19 protein-coding genes are annotated in these 18,438 nt (G+C 35.5%); 16 read left to right on the top strand and 3 right to left on the bottom strand.

The genetic code is table 11. The features are described from left to right. Genes BLT30_RS00650 through BLT30_RS00630 form a run of 5 tightly spaced genes read left to right on the top strand, consistent with a single transcriptional unit; the run spans position 1 to position 4,885 of the window. Positions 1-783 (top strand): glycosyltransferase family 32 protein, encoded by a 783-nt coding sequence (locus BLT30_RS00650; RefSeq protein WP_089872818.1) that lies wholly within the window; start codon positions 1-3, stop codon positions 781-783. Between the two features lie 29 nt (positions 784-812). Continuing rightward, complete coding sequence (gene wecB / locus BLT30_RS00645; protein ID WP_089870536.1) at positions 813-1,892, top strand: non-hydrolyzing UDP-N-acetylglucosamine 2-epimerase; 1,080 nt, start codon at positions 813-815, stop codon at positions 1,890-1,892. Further along, a complete protein-coding gene (locus tag BLT30_RS00640) occupies positions 1,889-2,572 on the top strand; it encodes an NAD-dependent epimerase/dehydratase family protein (RefSeq protein WP_089870534.1) in 684 nt (227 codons plus the stop codon). Before wecB ends, BLT30_RS00640 begins: the two co-directional genes overlap by 4 nt. 6 nt (positions 2,573-2,578) lie before the next feature. Then, complete coding sequence (locus BLT30_RS00635) at positions 2,579-3,865, top strand: nucleotide sugar dehydrogenase (protein WP_089870532.1); 1,287 nt, start codon at positions 2,579-2,581, stop codon at positions 3,863-3,865. A gap of 3 nt (positions 3,866-3,868) precedes the next feature. Then, positions 3,869-4,885 (top strand): glycosyltransferase family 2 protein, encoded by a 1,017-nt coding sequence (locus tag BLT30_RS00630; RefSeq protein ID WP_089870531.1) that lies wholly within the window; start codon positions 3,869-3,871, stop codon positions 4,883-4,885. Positions 4,886-4,893: 8 nt separating this feature from the next. Here BLT30_RS00630 and BLT30_RS00625 read toward each other — a convergent pair whose 3' ends face one another. Next, a complete protein-coding gene (locus BLT30_RS00625; protein ID WP_089870529.1) occupies positions 4,894-5,901 on the bottom strand; it encodes a glycosyltransferase in 1,008 nt (335 codons plus the stop codon). A gap of 76 nt (positions 5,902-5,977) precedes the next feature. Between BLT30_RS00625 and BLT30_RS00620 the strand changes: the two genes are divergently transcribed. From BLT30_RS00620 to BLT30_RS00605, 4 genes are read left to right on the top strand one after another with little or no spacing between them, the layout of a single operon-like run. Further along, complete coding sequence (locus BLT30_RS00620; RefSeq protein WP_089870526.1) at positions 5,978-6,541, top strand: acyltransferase; 564 nt, start codon at positions 5,978-5,980, stop codon at positions 6,539-6,541. A gap of 23 nt (positions 6,542-6,564) precedes the next feature. Beyond that, entirely contained in the window at positions 6,565-7,764 is a 1,200-nt protein-coding gene (locus BLT30_RS00615; RefSeq protein ID WP_089870525.1) for a polysaccharide pyruvyl transferase family protein, read from the top strand. Beyond that, on the top strand, positions 7,751-8,650 hold the full coding sequence (locus tag BLT30_RS00610; protein WP_089870523.1) for a glycosyltransferase family A protein: 900 nt from the start codon (positions 7,751-7,753) through the stop codon (positions 8,648-8,650). The genes BLT30_RS00615 and BLT30_RS00610 overlap by 14 nt, the downstream gene beginning before the upstream one ends. Next, positions 8,647-9,450, top strand: a complete 804-nt coding sequence (locus BLT30_RS00605; RefSeq protein ID WP_089870521.1) for a glycosyltransferase family 2 protein — start codon at positions 8,647-8,649, stop codon at positions 9,448-9,450. The genes BLT30_RS00610 and BLT30_RS00605 overlap by 4 nt, the downstream gene beginning before the upstream one ends. Positions 9,451-9,497: 47 nt before the next feature. Here BLT30_RS00605 and BLT30_RS00600 read toward each other — a convergent pair whose 3' ends face one another. Continuing rightward, entirely contained in the window at positions 9,498-10,274 is a 777-nt protein-coding gene (locus BLT30_RS00600; protein WP_089870518.1) for a class I SAM-dependent methyltransferase, read from the bottom strand. 92 nt (positions 10,275-10,366) lie between these two features. Between BLT30_RS00600 and BLT30_RS00595 the strand changes: the two genes are divergently transcribed. The 5 genes from BLT30_RS00595 to BLT30_RS00575 all read left to right on the top strand — a co-directional run bounded on the left by BLT30_RS00595 (position 10,367) and on the right by BLT30_RS00575 (position 15,157). Further along, the gene (locus tag BLT30_RS00595) at positions 10,367-11,518 is read left to right on the top strand and encodes a glycosyltransferase (protein ID WP_245707084.1); all 1,152 of its coding nucleotides are present in this window, start codon (positions 10,367-10,369) and stop codon (positions 11,516-11,518) included. Next, a complete protein-coding gene (locus BLT30_RS00590; RefSeq protein WP_089870515.1) occupies positions 11,518-12,417 on the top strand; it encodes a glycosyltransferase family A protein in 900 nt (299 codons plus the stop codon). Before BLT30_RS00595 ends, BLT30_RS00590 begins: the two co-directional genes overlap by 1 nt. A 73-nt stretch (positions 12,418-12,490) precedes the next feature. Then, a complete protein-coding gene (locus BLT30_RS00585; protein ID WP_089870512.1) occupies positions 12,491-13,441 on the top strand; it encodes a 3-oxoacyl-ACP synthase III family protein in 951 nt (316 codons plus the stop codon). Positions 13,442-13,450: 9 nt separating this feature from the next. Continuing rightward, positions 13,451-14,596: a glycosyltransferase gene (locus BLT30_RS00580; protein WP_089870511.1), complete on the top strand. Its 1,146-nt coding sequence runs from the start codon at positions 13,451-13,453 to the stop codon at positions 14,594-14,596. 9 nt (positions 14,597-14,605) lie between these two features. Continuing rightward, a complete protein-coding gene (locus tag BLT30_RS00575; protein WP_089870509.1) occupies positions 14,606-15,157 on the top strand; it encodes a serine O-acetyltransferase in 552 nt (183 codons plus the stop codon). Positions 15,158-15,236: 79 nt separating this feature from the next. Here the strand turns inward: BLT30_RS00575 and BLT30_RS00570 are convergent, their stop codons facing one another. Beyond that, positions 15,237-15,947 carry a biotin--[acetyl-CoA-carboxylase] ligase gene (locus BLT30_RS00570; RefSeq protein ID WP_089870507.1) on the bottom strand — a complete coding sequence of 237 codons (711 nt, stop codon included), beginning with the start codon at positions 15,945-15,947 and terminating at the stop codon, positions 15,237-15,239. Between the two features lie 88 nt (positions 15,948-16,035). Here BLT30_RS00570 and rsfS point away from each other — a divergent pair, with 88 nt between their 5' ends. Further along, positions 16,036-16,398: a ribosome silencing factor gene (rsfS, locus tag BLT30_RS00565; RefSeq protein ID WP_027382762.1), complete on the top strand. Its 363-nt coding sequence runs from the start codon at positions 16,036-16,038 to the stop codon at positions 16,396-16,398. Positions 16,399-16,440: 42 nt separating this feature from the next. Next, positions 16,441-18,402, top strand: a complete 1,962-nt coding sequence (gene ftsH, locus BLT30_RS00560; protein WP_089870505.1) for an ATP-dependent zinc metalloprotease FtsH — start codon at positions 16,441-16,443, stop codon at positions 18,400-18,402. Positions 18,403-18,438: the final 36 nt, after the last annotated feature.

Here is an 18,438-nt window from a genome sequence, read left to right as displayed (position 1 = left end):
ATGATTCCCAAAAAAATACACTATTGCTGGTTCGGTGGAAAGCCAAAGCCAGAATCGTTTTACATCTGTCTTGCCAGCTGGAAGAAAGCACTTCCCGATTATGAGATCATAGAATGGAACGAGTCCAACTTCGATATCAATTGCTGCGAATATGTAAGACTGGCAGCCGAAAAAAAGAAATGGGCCTTTGTATCGGATTATTCCAGAGCTTTGGCATTATACGAACAAGGCGGGATCTACATGGATATAGATGTAGAGGTCAAATTCTCCCTGGATGAATTTCTTGTACACCGTGCGTTTTCCGGTTTCGAGATCAAAGGTTCACCGTTCACTGCGCTTTGGGCAACAGAAAAAGGACATCCGTGGCCTAAGAAAGTTTTAGATTTTTATAATGAAAAAACAGATTTTGACCTAACTACCAATACGGTTTTTGTTTCCGACCTACTGGTAAAAGAATACAAAGCCGACCCAGAGAGAGATGAATATCAGGAATTGGCAGATGGCATCGTAATCTATCCTTCTACTTATTTTTGTCTCGACCTTCCGAAAAATTATGCGGCACATCATTTCGTAGGAACCTGGCATGAAAGGGATACCCCAAATCCTTTCAAAGACTTTGTACATGCTTATTTTCATCTCCAGAATGTAGCAGATATCAAAGAAGGGAAGAAAGAGATCCACAACGTTGTCAATAATCTCAAAAAAATATCTGCAGATGAGATCTTGGACCAATTTCCTTTGAGAATGCTTATAAAACATATTCTGAAACGTATAAAACCTTAAGTTTTAGTATTTTTACAAAAATATTTTTGATGAAAGAAAAAATAGCAATCATTTATGGGACCAGACCAGAATTCCTCAAGGTTTTTCCTATTATCAATGAATTCAAAAAAGTAGGTCAGGAGATTATAATCGTCAATACCGGGCAACATGATTCCCTGTTGACAGAGATGGAGGAGAGCTTTGGGATAACACCACATTATCAACTGTCTGTACAATCTCTATCCTTTACAAATTCTAATCTGATTGCAAAATTGATAGATGAGATCTCTAACCTTGTTCACAAAGAAAACATCCAAAAGATCATTGCCCAAGGTGATACATTTACCGTCTTAGCCTCTTCTATGGTTGCATTTTTGGAACAGAGAAAATTCTATCATGTAGAAGCCGGACTTAGAACAAGTGATATAAAACTGCCTTTTCCCGAGGAATATAACAGACGTGTGGTATCATTGACAGCCGATATCAATTTCTCACCTACAGAATTATCCAAACAAAATCTTCTGAAGGAAAATATTTCAGAAGACCGTATCTCTTTGGTTGGAAATACAATTGTAGATATGATCCAGTATGTGACAAAAAAAGAAAATATAGGAATTGATTATCAAGACCTTGTCTTTATAACGGCACACAGACGGGAAAATATTGGTCAGCCTTTGAAAAATATCGCTCAAGCCATCAAAGAATTGGCTCAAGAAAATCCTAATACGCAATTCGATTGGGCTCTACACCCAAATCCAAATACACGGAAAATCATTTTAGATGCCTTCGGGAATAATATCTCATCCAACATCAATTTTACAGAACCACTTTCTTATTTGGAAGCAATCCGAAAGATGGCAAAGTCCAAATTGATAATTTCAGATTCAGGTGGTATACAGGAAGAAGCTCCTAGTTTACAAAAAAGAGTGCTTATCCTCCGTGAAGAGACTGAAAGACCAGAAGTTTTAACTTGTGGGTGTGGAATCTTGGTAGGGACGGATGTTCAAAAGATCAAGGACAATTTCTATCAGATTTATAACAATCCTCAAGAATATATTTTCAAAAGTGAGAATAATCCTTTTGGTGATGGAAAAGCTTCGGAAAAAATAATCAAAAAAGTAATCAAATGATAATAGGCAGAGGACTTATTGCAAACCTATTTATAGAAGAAGATAGGGAAGATGTTCTTTTTTTTGCATCTGGAGTGTCTAATTCACTAGAAACCAGACCAGAAGAATTCTTAAGAGAAGAAAACATGGTGAAAAAAGCCATTTTTGAGAACCCCCAGAAGATCTTCATCTATTTTTCCACTTGCAGTATTTACGACTCTTCCAAAGTGGACAGCAACTATGTTTTACATAAACTAAAAATGGAGCAGATCATCAAGGATAGATGTGAAAGATTTTTAATTCTTAGAGTTAGCAATGCTGTTGGAAAAGGAGGTAATCCTAACCTGCTGATGAATTATCTGATACGCTCTGTAATGAATAATGAAATGATAAATGTTCATACCAAGGCTACGAGAAATCTTATAGATGCAGATGATATAAAAAAAATTACCTTTTCCATGCTTAAGCGTCGGACACTTAATACTATTGTTAATTTAGCTTACCCTCAAAATTATACTATTATAGAAATATTGGAGATAATAGAACGGTTTTACAATACAAAATTAAAACTTAATCTTATAAAAAGCGGATCGGGCTACGATATAGATGTCTCTGATGTAGAATATCATTTTATAGACAACAATTTAACTAATAAGGATTCTTATCTTTGTAGTATATTACAGAAATATTACTCTTTTTAAGGAAACATGAATAAAAAAATCACCGTCATTGGACTTGGCTATGTAGGACTACCCCTTGCAAGACTTTTTGCAACCAAATATGCGGTAGTAGGATTTGACCTTAAACAAGACCGGATCAATGAACTAAAGAGTGGGAAGGATCGTACTCAAGAAGTAGATTCTGAACTGCTCATCAATGTTCTAGTTTCCGAAAACCCTAAAAAAGAGGAAATAGGATTATTTTTATCAAACAACATTACCGACATACAAGACTCTGATATATACATTGTTACAGTTCCAACTCCTGTAGATAAAAATAATCGGCCGGATCTCTCGGCTCTTTACAAGGCCAGCGAAACTGTAGGTTCTGTTATTGCACAAAATGATATTGTCATTTATGAATCTACCGTTTATCCTGGTGCAACCGAGGAAGATTGCATACCCATCATAGAGAAACAGTCCGGTTTGATCTTTAATAAAGATTTCTTTGCCGGCTATTCCCCAGAAAGAATCAACCCCGGAGATAAAGAACATAGTGTAGAAAAAATATTGAAAGTAACCTCTGGATCCAATCCCGAGATCGCACAACTTATCGATGAACTCTATAGATCGGTAATCACAGCTGGAACATATCTGGCTCCAAGCATCAAAGTAGCGGAAGCTGCAAAAGTCATAGAGAATTCTCAAAGAGATGTCAATATTGCTTTTGTGAACGAGTTGGCAAAGATCCTCAATCTAATGAGGATCGATACTAACGAAGTTCTAAAAGCAGCTTCTACAAAATGGAATTTTCTTAATTTCAAACCAGGTCTAGTTGGTGGTCATTGCACAGGTGTAGACCCTTATTATCTTGCACAGAAAGCACAGCAATACGGATATCATCCGGAAATAATCCTTGCTGGGAGAAGGATGAATGACTCTATGGGACACTATATCGCAAGTGAAACGGTAAAAAGAATGTTAAAAAACGATCTTAAAATAAAAGGATCCGAAGTTTTGGTACTTGGTTTCACTTTCAAGGAAAATTGTCCTGATGTTAGAAATACCAAGGTCATAGATGTTGTAAGAAGTTTAGAAGACTATAGTATTGATGTGAACGTTTTTGACCCTTGGTTAGACCCTAAGGAGGTAAAAGAAACTTACGGATTAGATGTGGTGAGCAAAGCGCCCTTCAAGAAATTCGAAGCAGTGATACTGGCTGTTCCACACAAGGAATTCGAACAGATAAACATCAAAAATCTTCTTACGGAAAATGGGATCATCTATGATGTGAAAGGAATTCTGGAAAAAGAGGATAATATAAAAAGATTATAAGTAATGGATCAGAATCCACTGGTATCTATTATCACCACTTATTATAATTCTGTACAATTGGGTGATTTTGTAAAATCATCCATGAAATGTCTTCTCGGTCAAAGCTATAAGAACATCGAATTCATCTGTGTGAATGATGGTTCTACAGATTCTACTTTAGAGGAGCTGGAATATTTTGCAAGTCAAGATCCCCGAATAAAAATCTTCACAAAGGAAAACCAAAAGTACGCACAATATTCAAAAGCTTTTGGCCAGGACAAAGCTTCTGGAGAATTCATTTTCTTATTTGACCATGACGATATCATCGATCTAGATATGATCGAGAAATGCCTTGACACTTTCTCAAGGTTTCCCAATCTGGATATTGTGACCCCCATTATAAAAACCGAATTTACTGACGGAAAGCTAAAATATATCTCTAATCTTGATATTTATATTGACGAGACAACTCCATTTTCATTCAGGAAAATATCCGGAAAAGAAGCTATCAAAAAGACCGTTGGAAGATATGACATCCATATCAGGGGACTTTATAGAAAAGAGGTATTCAAATCCAATTCTTTTGCTTTTACAGAGCCGCTCCTCAATGCTGATGAAATTGTAGAAAGACTGATCTTTGAAAATGCAAGATCTATTGCAAGCTGTAATGCTGTCTACACTCACTATATCCATCCTGATTCTTCTGCAAAATTGCCTTCTATCAAAAAAATAGACGTGACAAGAACAGATGTTCTATTAAGAAATATATTCAAATCAAAAGGAATCTATGAAGATAGAAGCAACATCTTCGAGACCACTGCTTATAAGAACTTTGTGAACGGAATCAAGACCTATCATATCTTTTCAAATACGCTGACAACACAAGAATCATCAAAACAGAAAAAAAGGCTAAAAGAAGCTTATTCTGACCTTGATAAAAAAACTGTCATCTCTCAATTCAAAGGAATCTCAAGATTTTACAATACGATCTTACTATCCAGTTTTTCTTTTATTTTTCTTTTTTACAAATTCAAGAACTGAGAAAGCAATCATCTTTCAAATCGCCAGATGAATAATTTCGTTGCAATACCGGAAGGCAGATTTTGAAAGAAATTTTTCTTTTTCAGGTTTGTGGAATAATCTTTTGAAAAATAGTCGAAAAGAGAAAGCCGGGTCATTCTTTTCATTTTCGCAAAATTAGTCTTTAGATATTCTTTATCCTTCATCGCCCTCCATTGCATGATGAGGACCATTTCTTTGAACAGAATGATCTTCTTCTTTATCAAGTTCTTCAGAACCTCATCATTTTCATTTTTGTAAGCTTGTGTGAAATGTTGCAGAATGGTTAGAAAATTTTCAAAATTCTTCTTTTTCCTGTTAAAGATAACAGATTCTCCATGCAAATAATACAGATAGGTAATATCATCTATAATCGCCAAAGTATTTGTTTTAAGAAGGAGATGAAAAAACCATAGTTCATCCTGGGCAAATAATCCCGGAACAAAATAAATATCATTATCTATAATAAAGTCTTTCTTGAACAACTTGTTCCATGATGATGCAGGAAAACCACCATCACTGTACACAGAAAATATTTCTAACCTGTCATCATAGTATTTCTTGGGGGCTCTTGTTGGGAAACCATTGTCTTTTGTTGTATTATCAAAAGTGTTGATCCATCTGTTTTGTGCTATAGTTATCTGTGCATCTGTTTCCAAAGCATTTTTTACAAGCAATTCTATACAATCCGAGGTTATTTCGTCATCACTATCCAGAAAATAAATAAATTCTCCTTTAGAGTTTTTTATACCTGTATTCCTTACAACCGACAGACCAGAATTCTCAGAATGTTCTATAAGCCGAATATCAATATCAGGATTAGCTTTTATAAACGTATTTATGAGAATCATACTGTCATCAGGAGTTCTATCATTTACAAGAATGATCTCCAGATTTTTATATGTTTGATCTTTTACAGATTCCAGACATCGCAAAATATATTTTTCACATTTGAAAACCGGTATATTTATACTAACTAACGGACTATTGCTCTTCATCAAGATAAGTGTTATTGATAATAAATTGCGAAATTATAAAGAATATTTAATACTTTTGGGCTTAAAACATTTTTAGATGAAAAGATTTTTGGGCATTTTTTTTATAAAGCTAAAAAACTTCGCCAATGATTGTATCGTTGCAAAACAACGAAGTCTTTTTTTCACTTCGAAAAGCAAAATTCATGATTCTTTCCGTATCGGCAGAGATAATTTTTTAGACATCTCTCCCGACGCCAATTTCCAGATCGGGAAGAATGTAATGATCAATCAGTCCAATTTCATCACCGTAAAACCAAATGCGAAATTGATCATAGGCGACAATACATACATTACCAGAGCTACAATTTCTTGTCTGGGAGAGATAGAGATTGGAGAGAATTGTATACTGGGAGAAGGGATGAAGATCTTCGACCATAACCATCAATATACGAAAGACCCTTTTTCTGTGGCTAAAACCGATTTCAATATCGGAAAGGTTAAAATGGGGAATAATGTATGGACAGGCGCCAATGTTGTGATATTGAAAGATGTGAAAATAGGTAACAATGTCATTCTCGGGGCAGGTTGTGTCATACACAAAGACGTGCCTGATAACTCTATCATTATCAATAAACAAGACCAGAAAACAATAGCCCTTTAAGAGAATTTATAAATCAAAACACAATGAAAAAAAAAATAGCATTATTTGGTCCACATGACAGATTTAATTATGGAGACCTTCTCTTTGCCATAATGCTTGAGCATGGACTGAGCAAAGTAAGTCCAGATAAATTCGATTTTAAAAAATATTCTTTGGTGGAAGCTGACTTTTCTGCAAAAGGAGGCTTCAAGACCTTATCATATAGACGCTTGAAAAAGGATATAAACAATAATAATATAAATACAGTGATTGTTGCTGGAGGAGAATGTCTTAGTGCAAACTGGAATGGATTGTATTCTTTCATAAGTCCCCTATATTTCAAAATTTTCCGTCACCCGAAAGTTCCTACCTTTTTCAAAAAAAACATATGGGTTAAAAAATTATTGGGTGGCACTTCGGACAATCCCTATTTGATCAACAAACCCGATTTTGATAAAGATATAAAAGTTATCTACAACTCGGTTGGTGGAGGCAACGGTCTTGCAAAAAATAAATTGGATATTCTCGAAACAGGGAATTACTTATCTTTTAGAGAGAAAAGGTCATCACAATACATCATGGATAATATCCAAAGAGATGATATATTTCTGGTTCCAGATTGTGCTATCATCATGGATGAGGTCTATCCAAAAGAAAACTTTTTGACCAACAGCAGAATCCCTTCTAATATAAAAGAGATCTTTAAAGAGAAATATATTTTTTTTCAAATATCAAGGTATAAAAATGATAACAAGTTAGAAGAGATCGCCCAACAGCTCAAAACATTGTCAGAAATGCACAATGCAAAGATCATACTCTGTCCGATAGGAACTGCCAAAGGACATGAAGACCACGTCCCCCTGGAAGTAATTCATCAAAAACTGAAAGATCACTCTATCTTGATAGAGAACATATCTATTGAGATAATAATGGGATTGATCGCATATTCTCAACTATATATAGGAAATAGTTTACATGGAATAATTACCGCTATGAGCTATCGCCTTCCTTACATAGCACTAAATAAAAAGCAGTTAAAAATAGTTCACTATTTGGACTGTTGGGGTGCTGAAAACCTACAAGAAGTTCAAAACATAGACGCCTTTTTAGAAAAAGCACATTTTTGCATGCAGGAAGAAAACCTCTCTCAAAAAATAGCTGAGAAGACTTCCCAACAAAAAAATCTATATTATGATTCTTTAAAAAGAATATCAAATACTATTTTAGAAAATGACAGAACATAAGCTTGCTATCATTATTCCTTTCTACAAAATAGATTTTTTTGAAGACACCCTTAAAAGTCTTGCTGACCAAACGAATCAAAATTTCAATGTCTATATTGGGAGCGATGCAAGCCCCGACAACCCGGAAAATCTAATAGAAAAATATAACATTCAAAATAATTTCTATTATAAAAGATTTGATGAAAACCTTGGAGGAAAAGGAAAACTATCAGAACAATGGGAACGATGCATCGGTCTTTCCAAAGACGAAGAATGGCTGATGGTTCTTGCAGATGACGATTATTTAAGTACAAATCTCGTAGAAGCTTTCTATAAAAACCTAGCAACAGCAAAAAAAGAAGGAACAACATTGCTTCGCTTCAAAATGCGACGTGTTTCAGAAAAAAATGAACTATTGGTCGATCTTGAACAGCCGTTTTTACACTCTGCAAGAGACTATGTTTGGGAAGACGAGATCAAGGAAAGATTCATTTCCATTTCTGAAAATGTTTTTGCCAGAAAAATCTACAACGAGAAAAAATTTCGAAAATATCCGCTTGCTTGGCGCGTTCCTATGATGATGTACATGGATTTCACTAATAATGGAAATGTTCTAGGGATAAATGAGGCACATGTATGTATTAGAAAAAGTTCTCAACAACTGACTTGGAGACAAGATGTAAATCAATATAAAACAGATGCAATGGAGTTGTTCTATTTTGATATAATCAAGGAATACGGTTATGCCTTTAAAAATTATCAAAATCTGAAGTTCCTCAAGGTCTATACTTTTTATAAAACGAATAAAACAAAAACTCAGAAGCCCTTATTCCAATTATATAGAAAATATGGAGGACTAAAAGAGATGTTGAAATTTTCATTGAAAAAACTAATCCCGAGAATATGACCTTTTCCATTTTAATTGCCCATTACAAAAATTACAATTACTTTTTAGATTGCTACAAAAGTATAGTAGAACAGACTTACCAAAATTTTGAAGTAATCCTTGTGGATGACCACTCTACCGATGACTCTTTTGAAAAAATAAGAGAACTAACGAAGGATGACTCCCGATTTCGACTATTCCGTAATGATGAAAACATGGGAGTCGGATTCACAAAAAAAAGATGTATCGACCTGGCAGAAGGGGAAATCTGTGGTTTTGTAGATCCAGATGATGCTTTGTCAAACAACGCCTTGGAGATCAGTATAAAAAACCATGGAGAAGATAATGTTGTCACATATTCTCAATTCTATATTTGTGATAACGAACTGAAGCCCCTCAGATTATTTCAACATTCAAGGTCTATAAAGAATGGTGATAAAAAATTTTTCAACATTTTTCTGGAAGCCAATCACTTTTTCACTTTCAAGAGATCTGCTTATAAAAACACTTTGGGCATAGATCAGAATCTCTCATCTGCTGTCGATCAGGACCTTTATCTTAAGCTTTATGAAGTGGGGAATTTCAAATTCGTAAAAGAGTCTCTATATTATTATCGCTTACATGAGAAAGGTGTCTCTCAGGAATCATCTAAAAAGGAAAAGCTCGCTCAGAATTGGCATCATGTCATTTTGAATGCTATAAAAAGAAGAAACATCAATAGCCTCTATGGAAAGAAAATAGAAGAAATAGAAAACCTTCCTCTATTCTTGAAATCGAAACAAAATAATCTCTTGACAAAAATCTTAAGAAAATTTCTATAGGGTCATAAAATAAAAAGAGCTGCGAATCACTTTCACAGCTCTTTTTTTTAATCTTTTATAATAATTCCGGCGTATTTGCCATCAAATTCTATAATGTACGGATTGAAATTATTCTTTTCACAAAAATCTTTGAAAGCGGCATTATCACCAATATCATCACTCATGAATATCCCACCTTTCCTTAATTTGTTCCATAACAGATTATAGGCCCAAATTCTACCATCATAGGTTTTATCACTATCATAATGTACTACGTCAAACGAGTCTGTCTTGTTGAATATTTTTGGAAGAGATTCTTTATCAGCGAAGCGATAAAGGTCCCAATTACTTCTATATTTGGCAGGGATCACACATCCTACAAAATCTTCACTCTGATTCTGCAAGATGTAAGGCATATCAGAGCTATAAAGAGTTCCATTTCTATGAACAAGAGATGCCAAAGCTGCGAAAGATGACCAACCATAGGCTACTCCGGTTTCTATCGATCTTTGTGCAGAGACATACTCATTAATATAATAGATAACGCTCAAAGACCCAGCTCCTCCCATTTTAACAGGCGCCTTTGCCTGAGCTTGCAAAGCGGAGGCAAATTCTTGAGGAAATATTTTTTCAAAAGGAATAAAACTGGTATTAAGTACTTTTTCTATGAAATCTTTCTCTGATATTGCTAAGGATCCGCACCATTTTTCAGCTTCTTCTTTGCCTCTTAATCCGGAAGAACGATTAAAAATATTCTTCCATATTTTCCTTCTTAATTCAGGGTAAAGGTCAGGCCTCTTCAAATAGGCAAAAAATGTAGAGGCAATCTCAGATATTTTATTCATACAATCATGTTTTGAGCTGCTAAAATACAAAAGAATTACATAAACTATACCTATATTTGTGGCTGAAATAGTTTTTTATTAAAAAAACACAAATGCATCAAAAGATAAAATTACTTTTTCGCCACAGATCAATGGAAATGGGAGGAGTAGAGAAGGTTCTGCTCGATCTATTGGAAAACCTCCCGAGAGACATTTTCGATATCACATTGTTACTCAGCATTTATCAGGGCGAGCTAAGGACAGAGGTCCCTAGGGACGTTGAACTTATATCTATCCAGAAAGGAAGAGAGGATATGAGCAGCAATTCGATGATCAGAAACTTCCAATTACTTAAAAGAGGAGCTATTTTGTGGTATTACCGAAAGTTTCCAAAAGCCTTATACAAAAACTATTTGAAAAAAAAATTTGATATAGAGGTCGCTCCTGGTTATTCCGACTTTGATTCTGTTCTGGACAGCCCCGCTGATTCTAGAAAAATTGGTTGGTTCCATACAGATGTAAGCTATGACCCAAATCAGAAAAGGGTCTTACATAGAATCAATAGTTTGAAGAGATTTGATTGGACGATATTTGGATCCCGACAAACGAGAGAAGTCATAAAAGATCTATACAATATAGAATATCCTAAAAGTTCTGTCATTTATAATGCTATCAAGATAAAAGAAGTTCAGGTAAAATCAGGAGAATTCCCTGTTGATTATAATGTTCGTCCCGTATTCTCGTCTATGGGAAGATTGCATAGCCGTAAGAATTATCATACGCTGATGAAGATCCACAAAAAACTTATGGACGAAGGATACGTACACTCTATCGCAGTAATTGGTGGTGGTGGGGAGATGCTCAATCTCAAGAAGCAGGCAAAAGAGTTGGATGTAGAAAAAACTTTTTTGTTACTCGACACTCAGATAAATCCCTATCCTTATATAAAAAATTCGGATTACTTCGTCCTGCCTTCTGAGTCAGAATCTTACCCTCTTACCATAGGCGAGGTAATGGGATTAGAGATTCCTATCATCAGCACAAATGTAGGTGGTATTCCAGAAATGATAGACCACAAAATAGATGGCTACCTTGTAGATCCGGATGAGGATTCCATTTATGAAGGGATGAAATTGTTCCTTAAAAATCATGAGCTCACAGAAAATATTAGAGAAAAGACAAAAAAGGCGATAGAAAAATTTGACAATCAAAAAATTTATGATGCAGTTACAGAAGTTTTCGTCAACCAGTATCAGCTAAAGTAATGAACAGGCCAACCGTCACCATACTTACCCCATCTTACAATCGGGCACATACTCTGCCGCGTGTGTTCGACTCGCTACAAAAGCAGACCTTCAAGGATTTTGAATGGATTGTGATAGATGATGGCTCTACAGATAATACAAAAGAGGTTATTTCAGATTTTCAAAAGTTGTCGGATTTCAAAATACGTTATTATAATCAAGAAAATCAACATAAGTTTTTGACCTTTTTCAGAGGAATAGATCTTGCGGAGGGTAAATATTTCTCTCCTTTGGATTCTGATGATGCTTTACCAGAAGATTCAATAGAAATACTTGTGAATACATGGAAAAACATTTCTGAAAGTCAAAACATCGTTTTCGTATCAAGTCTCTGTGAAGATCAGTTTGGAAATTTGGTTGGTGACAAATTCCCCAAAGAACCACTGGTCTGCAGCATTTTTGATATGCGATACGTTTATAAGGTGAAAGGCGATAAATGGGGAATGGGCAAAACTGAGATCTACAAGAAAATGAAACTGAATTTTGAAGATCTTGCAGGAAAAGGGTTCATTCCGGAAGGCGTTTTCCAGTATCAATTTGATAAACTTGGTCTCCATTACTGCATCAATAAAGTATGCAGAATTTATTTTCGAGATAAAAATGATGAGCTTTCTCTTGCCAATCAATTTTATGACGAGAAAAATGCCTTTGGTCTGGCGGAGAATTATAAGGCTTTCCTTAATACATATCATCAGAAATTTGCTCTTCATCCTAAAACCCTATTGAGGAATCTTGGTGGTTATTTGAAGTTTTCAAAATTAGATGGCAGACCCTATAAAAAGACCATTAATGAACTGGATTCCAAACCATTAAGATTAATTTCTAAGATTGTTTATCCTTTTTCAAAAATGTTATTCTAAGAATAATATTTATTTCCACACAAAAATGGATCTAGAGTTTCTTATCTTTGCAAAAATCTACTGAGAAAATTATATGATCAATATTGCTGCAATAGAATACTATTTGCCAGAAAATATATTAACAAACGAAGATATTTCCAAAGAGTTTCCGGAATGGAGTGCTGAAAAAATCAAAGCAAAAATTGGAGTAGAATCCAGACATATTGCCAAGACATCTGAGACGGCCCTTGATCTGGCGTATGAGGCATCCCTAAAACTTTTTGAAAATTATGATAAGAACAAAATAGACTTTATTCTATTTTGTACCCAAAGTCCTGATTATTTTTTACCAACAACGGCTTGCATCCTGCAGGATAAATTAGGTCTTTCAAAATCTATTGGAGCTTTGGATTTCAATCTTGGATGTTCTGGTTTTGTATATGGGCTAACACTTGCAAAAGGACTGATTGCTACAGGAATAGCAAAAAACATTTTGCTTGTTACAGCAGAAACATATACCAAATTTCTGGATAAAAATGATAAATCCAACAGAACTATTTTTGGAGATGGCGCTGCTGTAACGGTTGTAGAAAAAGATGAAAGTAAGCAGGATTTCCAGTTTTCTGTAGGGACAGACGGAAGCGGATTTAGTAACCTGATAGTAGAAAACGGAGGTGCTAGAAATATTCTAGATAAACCTAAACTTTTTATGAAAGGCCCAAAAATCTTCACTTTCGCTCTGGAAAACATCCCTGCAGTTATCAAGGAAACGCTTGATAAGAATCTCTTAAAAATGGAGGACATCGATTTATTTGTTTTTCATCAGGCAAGTTCTTATATGCTAAATTATCTGAGAGATCTATGTAAGATCCCGGAAGAAAAATTCTTTTTGGACATGAAAGATATCGGGAACACGGTTTCTGCAAGTATCCCGATTGCTCTTAAATTAGCAATGCAAAAAAATATCATACAAGAAAGTTTCAAAGTAATGGTAGTTGGTTTTGGAGTTGGTTATTCTTGGGCTGCTGGAGTTTTAGAATTTTAATTATCATCATTGAAAAAGAAAATACTCATCAGAATTGGCTCTCTTCGTCATGGCGGCGCAGAAAAAGTTCTGGTGACCCTTCTTAAAAATCTCCCAAAAGACAAATACGAAATTGATCTTCTACTCAATCTTTATTCTGGAAAATATCTCTTAGAAGTTCCTGATTGGGTAAATATAATGTATCTGAACCGAGGCGAAATGATTACTACAAATCGCCCAAAAGACCTGCCAAAAAAAATATACCGCGTTGTTTATCAGCAACTTTTGAAGAAATATCCAAAAATTCTTTACCGAAGAAAACTCAAAAAAAAACAATACGATATTGAGTTTGCAGCAATTCACGGTTTTATGGATGAGATTCTCAACAGTCCTTTGAGGTCTTCAAAAAAACTAATGTGGATCCACAACGACCTGACTCAAGTGAGTGGCTATACCCCTGAAAAAATCCGTAGATTTTTCAATTACGATAAGGTAATGGTGATTTCGGAAAAGATCCAGGAAACATTTTTATCCCTGGCAAAAGACGAAAGGGAAAAATCAAAAATTGTAAGAATTTATAATCCTCTTGATACCGAAGAGATTCTTACAAAATCAGAAAAACCCGTAATCAACTACGAGTTTGACAATACTTTTCCAACTTTCGTTTCTGTAGGGACCGTTTTTCCTCAAAAGGGGTTTGACAGGCTTCTGACAATCCACAAAAGACTCTTGGACGAAGGTTTGCAGCATAACGTGTTGATCATAGGTGATGGTTATGATTTCGAGAATGTAAAAAAACTCAAAACCGAATTAGGTGTTGATGAAACAGCGATCATGCTCGGTTTTACAGACAATCCCTACCCTTACTTCAAAAAAGCTGATTTTTATATCCTCAGTTCCCGTTACGAAGGTTTTCCAACCGTTCTCTTCGAAGCCATCACACTCAAAAAGAACATTATTGCGACCGATGTATCCGGTGTAAAAGAAATGCTGGAAAGTGGAAAACTAGGAACAATCACAGAGAATTCTGAAAAAGGAATCTATGAGGGGATGAAAAAGGCCTTAACAAATCCTGAACTCTTCCAATCTTATCAAAGTAACTTACAGAACTACGAAATGCCCTTCAATCTGAAAAATTCTGTTGACAAGATCATGGAAATCATTGATAATTTGTAATTTTATCCAATGGGTTATTCTATTATTCAAAAAGATTTTTACAGGGAAAGTGGCAAATATTTGTCACATTTTCAGATATTGAAAAAGTGCTTTAGTCCAAATCTGCATTATATCTATCTCTTCAGAAAAACCCAAAAACATTACCAAAAGCCGATCATAGGTATATTTTATAAGCTTGTTCTTCGCCATTATCAGATCAAATATGGTTTTCAGATCTATCCGGAAACTCAGATCGGGGAAGGATTCTATCTTGGTCATTGGGGACAATTAGTTATCAATCCAAAAACAAAGATCGGGAAGAACTGTAATATTGCCCAGGGGGTGACTATTGCCCAGGCCAACCGTGGGAAAAACGAAGGAGTGCCTGTGATCGGAAACGAGGTCTGGATCGGACCGAATGCTGTGATCGTAGGAAATATCACAATTGGGAACAATGTGCTGATCGCACCCAACGCTTATGTCAACATGGACGTTCCGGATAATTCGTTGGCCATTGGAAATCCCGCTGTAATTACCCCAAAAGCGAATGCAACCGATAATTATATCAACAACAAGATCTAACGTTTCAATCAGGCATTTTCTTTCAAATCAAACTCGAGTTATAAATCTGATTTTCAAAATATTCCATTATCAGAACACCTCAATACAATATCTCGATCTCTTTGTGAAAGAACTTTTGTAAACCTTCATCCTCCAGATCGATCCAGAGAAAGCCACTTTTGTCAGCATTTTTAATTATGCCATGTTGGCGCAGTTCATTTTTTTGAAAAACAGTGATCTCTTCTTTTCTAAAGAGATTAGAATTATATTCGGTCAAAATACTTTCTTCTGGCAAAACTTGGTTCAATCTCGCAATAATATTTTGATGAAACTTTTCAACAAACTTCAGTAAATTAATATTAATTCCCGTCACAGAGTAGATCGAACCCGCTTTCGGAAGATTTGTGAAGTCTGTTTGGAGAACATTAATACCAATCCCGATGATGTAAAACTCATCATTATTAATTTTCTTTTTTTCGATGAGGATTCCACAAACTTTTTTTCCATTGAGAATAATATCGTTGGGCCATTTGATCTTAGTGGTCTCTTTTGTCAGATTGTCAAGAAAATCCCTGACGATGATAGCGGTATAATAATTGAGAGAAATATCAGAGATATTGACTTTAGATGTTTTGATGGCAAGTGAATATGCAAGGTTTTCATTTGGCATTACTTTCCAAATATTTCCATATTGTCCACGACCTTTGATTTGATTAAAGGTAAAAACAGCAGTTGATTCGTCATCATATAAAAGACTTGAAATTTCGTCATTGGTGGAAAAGCATTCTTTTAGATGTATAAGGTGACTCATTTGTGAAAACTTTAAGAGATTATTAGGTAAGAAAACAAAAGATAAATAGATTAAAATCAATAAATTTGCAAATTAGACAATTTTTTGAATGGGTAAAATTACAGAAAAACAATTATTGGTCGACAAGATCGTAGAAGCAATTCAAGATACAAAAGGTGAGGACGTTTTGGTCTTCGATTTATCAAACATAGAAAATGCGGCGGCAGAAACATTTATTATCTGCAGTGGAAATTCTAACACACAGGTTTCTGCAATATCCGGCAACATAGAAAAAAAAGTTAGAAACGATTTACAGGAAAGACCTTGGCATGTAGAGGGCACAGAGAACTCTATGTGGGTTTTGGTAGATTATGTTTCTGTGGTGGTCCATATTTTCCAAAAAGAGATCCGTGAGTATTATGACATCGAGGAACTTTGGGGAGATGCAAAGATCACAAAAATAGAAAGCTAAAAAATATATTTTTTGGCATTATCAATTAATTAAAAAACAAGAATGAATAACAAAGGATTCAACTGGTTCATACCCGTTTTGTTGGGACTTATTTTACTCATATTTCTTCCAGGCCTGCTGGGAGATTCTATGGTAAAAAACATTGATGAAAAAGAATTTTATACACTTGTAGAAAAAGGTAAAGTGGGTGAAGTAATGGTCTATAGAGACAACTTCAAAGCTGATGTTTATCTTACAAAAACTGCAAAGGCAGAGTTGAAGAAAGATGATAAAAAAAGTGATCCTCTTTCTGTGATCAATATCAAGCCGAGCCCAGATTTTGTATTGACCTACGGAGACCTTAGATATTTTCAGGAAAGATTTGAGAATATTAATTCCAAGCTTCCTACCCAGGCAAGAATGGAATTTGGCAAAAGTCAAAGCGGTTTCTCGGAGTTGTTATTTACATTGGCACTTTGGGGAGGTCTTTTCGCATTGCTTTATTTCTTTATTTTCAGAAAGATGGGCGGAGGTGCTGGCGGTCCTGGCGGGCAGATTTTCAGCATTGGAAAATCCAGGGCAAAATTATTCGATGATAAAGATAAGATCCAGGTTACTTTCAAAGATGTAGCTGGATTGGAAGGAGCAAAAGAAGAGGTTCAGGAAGTTGTAGATTTCCTGAAGAATTCTGAAAAATACACAAAGCTGGGTGGAAAAATCCCAAAAGGTGTTCTTTTGGTAGGGCCTCCGGGAACTGGTAAAACCTTGTTAGCGAAAGCTGTTGCAGGTGAGGCCAAAGTTCCTTTTTTCTCACTTTCAGGTTCAGATTTTGTAGAAATGTTCGTTGGAGTTGGTGCATCCAGGGTAAGAGATCTTTTCGCTCAGGCCAAAACAAAATCTCCAGCCATTATTTTCATCGATGAGATCGATGCTATTGGTAGAGCAAGAGGAAAAGGCGGTTTCCAAGGAGGAAATGACGAACGCGAGAATACACTTAATCAGCTACTTACAGAAATGGATGGTTTCGGGACAGACACCAATGTTATTGTAATGGCTGCGACAAACAGGGCTGATATTCTTGATAAGGCCTTGATGAGGGCTGGTCGTTTCGACAGGTCGATCTATGTCGATCTTCCGGAGCTCCATGAGAGACAACAGATCTTCGATGTTCATTTGAAGAAAATCAAATTAGACAATTCTATTGATAGAGAATTCTTAGCAAAGCAAACCCCTGGGTTCAGCGGGGCAGATATTGCAAATGTTTGTAACGAAGCCGCGCTGATTGCTGCAAGAAACTCTCACGAATCTGTGAACAAACAAGATTTTCTGGATGCAGTTGACAGAATCATCGGTGGTCTTGAAAAGAAAAATAAAGCGATCAAACCATCAGAAAAAAGAAGAGTTGCTTTTCACGAAGCTGGTCATGCAACTATTTCCTGGTTGGTGGAACACGCTGCCCCGCTTTTGAAAGTAACTATTGTCCCTAGAGGACGTTCTCTTGGTGCGGCTTGGTATCTTCCAGAAGAAAGACAATTGACTACCACAGAACAAATGCTGGACGAGATTTGTGCCACATTAGGGGGTAGAGCTGCTGAACAGGTAACTTTTGGCAACATATCAACCGGGGCTTTATCTGATCTGGAAAGAGTGACAAAACAAGCTCAGGCGATGGTCACGATCTACGGACTGAATGATAAAGTGGGTAATATCTCTTATTATGACAGCTCTGGACAATCAGAATATAGCTTTGGGAAGCCTTATTCCGAACAAACTGCAAAGCTGATTGACGAAGAGATCTCTAAATTGGTAGAAACTCAATATCAAAGAGCAATAACAATTCTTACAGAAAATAGAGATAAGCTGGATGCTCTTTCCCAGAAATTATTGGAAAAAGAGGTGATTTTCCGTGAAGACCTAGAAGAAATCTTTGGAAAAAGAGCTTGGGACCCAGAATTGACGGAAAAACCTTTGTCAAGTATTGATAATCCAGCGGATGCAGGAAACGTCTTAAATACAGAAAGTTAAGATATTATAAAATTATTTACAAATAAGAAAATCCTA

Origin of the sequence: Epilithonimonas hungarica (assembly GCF_900102265.1) — a bacterium.
Taxonomy (GTDB): Bacteria; Bacteroidota; Bacteroidia; order Flavobacteriales; family Weeksellaceae; genus Epilithonimonas; species Epilithonimonas hungarica.
The sequence above is the reverse complement of the archived record's forward strand: the minus strand, read 5'-3'. Positions and strand labels throughout refer to the sequence as shown.

Excerpts from the sequence above, each read along its gene's own strand:
- BLT30_RS00650 (WP_089872818.1), top strand. The coding sequence starts at position 1 with ATGATTCCCAAAAAAATACACTATTGCTGGTTCGGTGGAAAGCCAAAG.
- wecB (WP_089870536.1), top strand. The coding sequence starts at position 813 with ATGAAAGAAAAAATAGCAATCATTTATGGGACCAGACCAGAATTCCTC.
- BLT30_RS00640 (WP_089870534.1), top strand. The coding sequence starts at position 1,889 with ATGATAATAGGCAGAGGACTTATTGCAAACCTATTTATAGAAGAAGAT.
- BLT30_RS00635 (WP_089870532.1), top strand. The coding sequence starts at position 2,579 with ATGAATAAAAAAATCACCGTCATTGGACTTGGCTATGTAGGACTACCC.
- BLT30_RS00630 (WP_089870531.1), top strand. The coding sequence starts at position 3,869 with ATGGATCAGAATCCACTGGTATCTATTATCACCACTTATTATAATTCT.
- BLT30_RS00625 (WP_089870529.1), bottom strand. The coding sequence starts at position 5,901 with ATGAAGAGCAATAGTCCGTTAGTTAGTATAAATATACCGGTTTTCAAA.
- BLT30_RS00620 (WP_089870526.1), top strand. The coding sequence starts at position 5,978 with ATGAAAAGATTTTTGGGCATTTTTTTTATAAAGCTAAAAAACTTCGCC.
- BLT30_RS00615 (WP_089870525.1), top strand. The coding sequence starts at position 6,565 with ATGAAAAAAAAAATAGCATTATTTGGTCCACATGACAGATTTAATTAT.
- BLT30_RS00610 (WP_089870523.1), top strand. The coding sequence starts at position 7,751 with ATGACAGAACATAAGCTTGCTATCATTATTCCTTTCTACAAAATAGAT.
- BLT30_RS00605 (WP_089870521.1), top strand. The coding sequence starts at position 8,647 with ATGACCTTTTCCATTTTAATTGCCCATTACAAAAATTACAATTACTTT.
- BLT30_RS00600 (WP_089870518.1), bottom strand. The coding sequence starts at position 10,274 with ATGAATAAAATATCTGAGATTGCCTCTACATTTTTTGCCTATTTGAAG.
- BLT30_RS00595 (WP_245707084.1), top strand. The coding sequence starts at position 10,367 with ATGCATCAAAAGATAAAATTACTTTTTCGCCACAGATCAATGGAAATG.
- BLT30_RS00590 (WP_089870515.1), top strand. The coding sequence starts at position 11,518 with ATGAACAGGCCAACCGTCACCATACTTACCCCATCTTACAATCGGGCA.
- BLT30_RS00585 (WP_089870512.1), top strand. The coding sequence starts at position 12,491 with ATGATCAATATTGCTGCAATAGAATACTATTTGCCAGAAAATATATTA.
- BLT30_RS00575 (WP_089870509.1), top strand. The coding sequence starts at position 14,606 with ATGGGTTATTCTATTATTCAAAAAGATTTTTACAGGGAAAGTGGCAAA.
- BLT30_RS00570 (WP_089870507.1), bottom strand. The coding sequence starts at position 15,947 with ATGAGTCACCTTATACATCTAAAAGAATGCTTTTCCACCAATGACGAA.
- rsfS (WP_027382762.1), top strand. The coding sequence starts at position 16,036 with ATGGGTAAAATTACAGAAAAACAATTATTGGTCGACAAGATCGTAGAA.
- ftsH (WP_089870505.1), top strand. The coding sequence starts at position 16,441 with ATGAATAACAAAGGATTCAACTGGTTCATACCCGTTTTGTTGGGACTT.